Origin of the sequence: Xanthovirga aplysinae, from assembly GCF_009711365.1 — a bacterium.
Taxonomy (GTDB): Bacteria; Bacteroidota; Bacteroidia; order Cytophagales; family Cyclobacteriaceae; genus Xanthovirga; species Xanthovirga aplysinae.
This window is the reverse complement of record NZ_SMMB01000799.1, coordinates 1-4,158: the sequence shown is the minus strand read 5'-3', so window position 1 is coordinate 4,158 and position 4,158 is coordinate 1. Positions and strand designations below refer to the sequence as shown.

Annotated in this window: 4 protein-coding genes; 1 reads left to right on the top strand and 3 read right to left on the bottom strand. The window is 38.5% G+C overall.

Annotation, left to right across the window (positions count from 1 at the left end; translation table 11 throughout):
• Positions 1-190 (top strand): hypothetical protein (locus E1171_RS24220; RefSeq protein WP_222931410.1); only part of this gene is annotated, 190 nt, incomplete at its 5' end.
• Positions 191-276: 86 nt separating this feature from the next.
• Here E1171_RS24220 and E1171_RS05890 read toward each other — a convergent pair.
• The 3 genes from E1171_RS05890 to E1171_RS05880 form a co-directional block, all read right to left on the bottom strand.
• Complete coding sequence (locus tag E1171_RS05890; RefSeq protein WP_222931409.1) at positions 277-516, bottom strand: hypothetical protein; 240 nt, start codon at positions 514-516, stop codon at positions 277-279.
• A 193-nt stretch (positions 517-709) separates the two neighbouring features.
• Positions 710-2,557, bottom strand: a complete 1,848-nt coding sequence (locus E1171_RS05885) for a multicopper oxidase domain-containing protein (protein WP_187696287.1) — start codon at positions 2,555-2,557, stop codon at positions 710-712.
• A 180-nt stretch (positions 2,558-2,737) separates the two neighbouring features.
• Positions 2,738-3,931, bottom strand: a complete 1,194-nt coding sequence (locus E1171_RS05880) for an endonuclease/exonuclease/phosphatase family protein (RefSeq protein WP_155205022.1) — start codon at positions 3,929-3,931, stop codon at positions 2,738-2,740.
• Positions 3,932-4,158 lie beyond the last annotated feature (227 nt).

The window sequence follows — 4,158 nt, the reverse complement described above, 5'->3', positions numbered from 1 at the left end:
CGCGACGATTGGATTTGCTTTCGGATACCGGAAAATAAATTTATTTGGAGTAAATCATCTTTATATAAACGCCTCCATACCCTTTCGTTTCTACTTTAATGACATCCCAGAACAACAATGGGGAGAAACTAAGATACTTCCTCATAAATTTGTTAATAATATTTGGTTTTTTATTGGGTATAACTTTTAAATCCAAAAATGTAACGATAAAAACCAGTGGCTATTACTAAGTATTTCACCAGACCGTAATCTCAGTTTTTAGCTGTAAATGGGAAATCACGTTTGGTTCAGCACCAACAAAAAAACCAAGATCGACTCAACTTCCTGCCCAAAGGAAAGTTGATTAATAATAAATCTCATTTGAGTAAGGTCCCCTAGGTTGTTAGGATGCTTTTTATCACTGCTGCAATCAACAATGATGATGTATTGAGCTAATGACCATGCATTACGAAAGGACGCTGTAAGAGAATAATTACTCAATTTCAAAAACCTACTCATTAAATAAGCTATAGACAACTCCCACAGTTTTTAAATGGGAGGTTGTCTGAATTAGCTCACATTATTGGGGTTAATAAACGGTAAATGAAAAAGGTTCTTATAATTAGCTATAGACTACCATTTAGTTCTTAAAAATGCATGATGCCTTCGGCACGGTTCCAACCTCTCTCCCCTTCCTGCACTTTGTCCTAGAGTCCTCAAGAGCAAACTGTCAAAGTTTAATTAACTTTTTAGAGAGTACCTGATCCCTTGATTCAATAGTGAGGATATATACCGCAGGTAAGAGATACTGAAGATCAAGTTCGAAATCATGCTCCCCCGGATTTAAATTATTAAGCTGCCATACGCTAATTTCCTGTCCTGCTCCATCCGAAAGTTTAAGGGTATATAAACCTGAAACCAATGTGGCAAAAGAAACATGTAATTGACTTTCTGTCGGATTTGGATAAATCCTCAGTCCAGGTTCAATATCATTCAAATCATCTGAGCCGGTAATCGTATCATCGCCGTTATCTGTGTCTCCATCATCTGTGCTTCCATTATCAACCACAACAAATTGTCCCATCATCCCCAAATCTTCATGTTCAAGAATATGACAATGATACATAAAGGCAGCCTCTGGATCGGCAAAATCTAAAAAGGGTTTAATTACTCTCACTACCCCGTTATGGCCTCTGGCAGCACCAGGAACCAACACAACATCCTTCCATCCCCTTTCATTTTCAGGAATTTCTATTTCTTCTCCTTCATCACTTATATAAATGACTTGAAAAGAATCCCCATGTATATGAAAAGGATGGGCCTGCCCAGAGGTATTAACAATCTCCCAAACCTCCATATCGCCAAGATTAACTGTCTCATTGATGACGTTAATATCCATTTCTTCGTGATTAATGCTCATTCTGCCCTCACTTATCAACTCAAATCTTCTAGGTTCGTCATTATTCTTGGCCTCATTCGGATCATATAAAGCAATATCTATCAGAGAGGAAGGAAGAGTGCTAATAGCACTTGCATCATTCCCAGGTGCAACAACATTAAAGGTCACCAAATTATAATCGGTAATATCCATAGCATCCCGCATGACTTCAGGAACAGGAGCTTCTTTTTCATTTAGTTCGGAGGCAAAGCTCATCAACTGAATGCTTTTTCCCTGATCTGCACTAAAATCAATAATGATATCTGCACGTTCTCCCGGAGACAAACGAAGTCTTGTTAATGCGACAGGGGAAGTTAGAAGTCCTCCATCCGAACCAATTTGATGGAAAACCCTGTTATCGTTCAGGCCAAAGTAATAGATTCGTCCGTTTGAAGCATTTAACAATCGAAAACGAATCATTTGGGCAGGAGTTCCATGTGATGGAGTGATTGCCCCATTAACTATTGGCGTATTTCCTTTTCTTATCCTTACCTCATCTCCAAGGTAGAACTCTTCAAATGTACCATCCTCATTAAAAGCACGATCTGTAAATATGAGGGGGATATCATCCAAACCATAGGTATGGGGAAGATTTAAAGCATTCGCCTCCTCATCTTCAATAATAATCATGCCAGCCAATCCCCGATAAACCTGCCCACCTGTTCCTCTAGGATCACTCCAATCCACACTTCCATTACTAGCCATTGGAGGCATCATATGGGGATGGTACCAATAGGTTGAAGCCCGGTTAAGTATTCTAAAGGTGGCTTGCCATGTTGTAGCATCTGGAATCTTCTGTTGAGGACCACCATCCATCTTTGCGGGAATATGAAAACCATGCCAATGGGTGGTGGTTTCCTCCCCCAGATTATTGGTTACATTTAACACCACACTATCTTCCTTTTGCATTAAAAGTGTCGGTCCTAGAAAGCTTCCATTATAACCGGCAGTAGGCGTTTTTGGCTTAGTTGGATCATCTGGAAAGAAGTCTGTTTCGCCAGGTTTCATTTCCAAGTCAAAAACCACCGCACCATTTTGCAATTCTCCTTTATAAAGTGGTGGAATAGGCAAAACATTTTGTGCTCTTGCCATACGGAAAAGCGGCATGAACCCTATCAAGATAAAAATCAGGCCTTTCATTAATCTTCTAAGTTTATTTGCTATTAAAAAATTGAAATTTAAAATCATATACCCATTACACCCTTTTTTATTTTTGGCTTAGTTCCCTTTTAAAAATGACCAATAGGTTACCATTAAAACTAAAAAGCTGGAGGCATGAACTTTAAAACAAAGTAGTTAAGTTATAAAAAGTAACTCCCTCTAATTCACTACAAAACAGATCGTCTTCAACTGAACCTCAAAGACCACCTTCAAATAGTAAACTCCTTTTGCTAGTTCCGGCAAGTTTATCTCTTCATTAATTATATCTTCTATATTGCTAAACGACAACTTCTGATAAACCACTTTTCCCTTCAAATTACCAATCTCAAGCTTTGTAATTTTTTCACCACTCCTTCCTATCTTAACAGAGAATGAACCTGTGTTTGGGTTAGGGTATAAACCGATGGCAGGCTCTCCAGAATTTACTAGAGCTTCATTAACGGAGGTAATTATATCTGGGTCTTCAACATCATCATCCCCTCCGGTATCTGTTCCCTCCCCCAAAACAATTGTAGCTACTACCCCAAAATGGTCTGATGGAGGTTCAGCTCCTCCCCCTTTGCTATTATCCACATAAGTATTAGTCACCCCTAAATCTGGAGAAACCAAAATGTAATCAAATACGGAACTTCCTGAACCTACAGTCCCAGGCTGCTCTACCCCCGGAAAGACAAGCTCCCAACTATTTAGTAGTTTAACAGGGTTTGAATAAGTGGCTGTGGAAGTGACAATGTCTTTTTGATTCAGTAGAAAATCTAAGGTAGTACTGTTTGGAGTAGCATTATAATCACCAACTGTTATATAAGGTAGGGAAAAAGTATGCAGATGCTCTTTGATCGTTTGAACTAAGGTATTAGCGTTATTATAATGGACTGCAAGGTTATCCACCAGATCAGGGTCTCCAATGAAAGGAAAGTGACTAACATAAAAAAAGAATTGTATATTTTCACTTTGCTCCTCAAAAAGTGCCCATGTGACATAAGTGGCCCTGGTAAAATTCCCCGCAAGTGGCACTTCTTCAACCCCATTATCAATCAACTTTAAACGATCGGATCGGAAGATAATGGCATTTTCATTCCGATCCATATTTGGATGAGAAATCAATTCAAAATCACTTCCTAAACCCGCCGCTATTTCCTCCTGAATATTACCCGTAGATTCCTGAAGCCCCATAACATCCGGAGAAATAGCACTAATCACTTCGATCACCCCCTTGGCATGGTTCTCCCAACCAGGAGACATCACATTATAGCTCAATACTTGAATCGTTTGCCCATTAGAAAAATGGGCCATTAGTAGTATTAAATAAGTTAAGGTTGTCGATCGAACAAACTGAGTAAAATTTCTTTTCATAATGAAACAAAAAACATAAATCCCCTAAAATCTAAATTCATCGCCTAGAAAGATAGAATTTAGAAACACTTTCAACATTTTATTTACATAAAACTTTATCCAAATTAAAAAATCACCTGATAATCTAAGGGGGGGGCAATCATAGGTGAAACATTTTAAGGTAATAATTGATTTTGACACCAATACGGAGATAATACCCAAAACCGTTGCCTTGGCTAGAAAAAAAA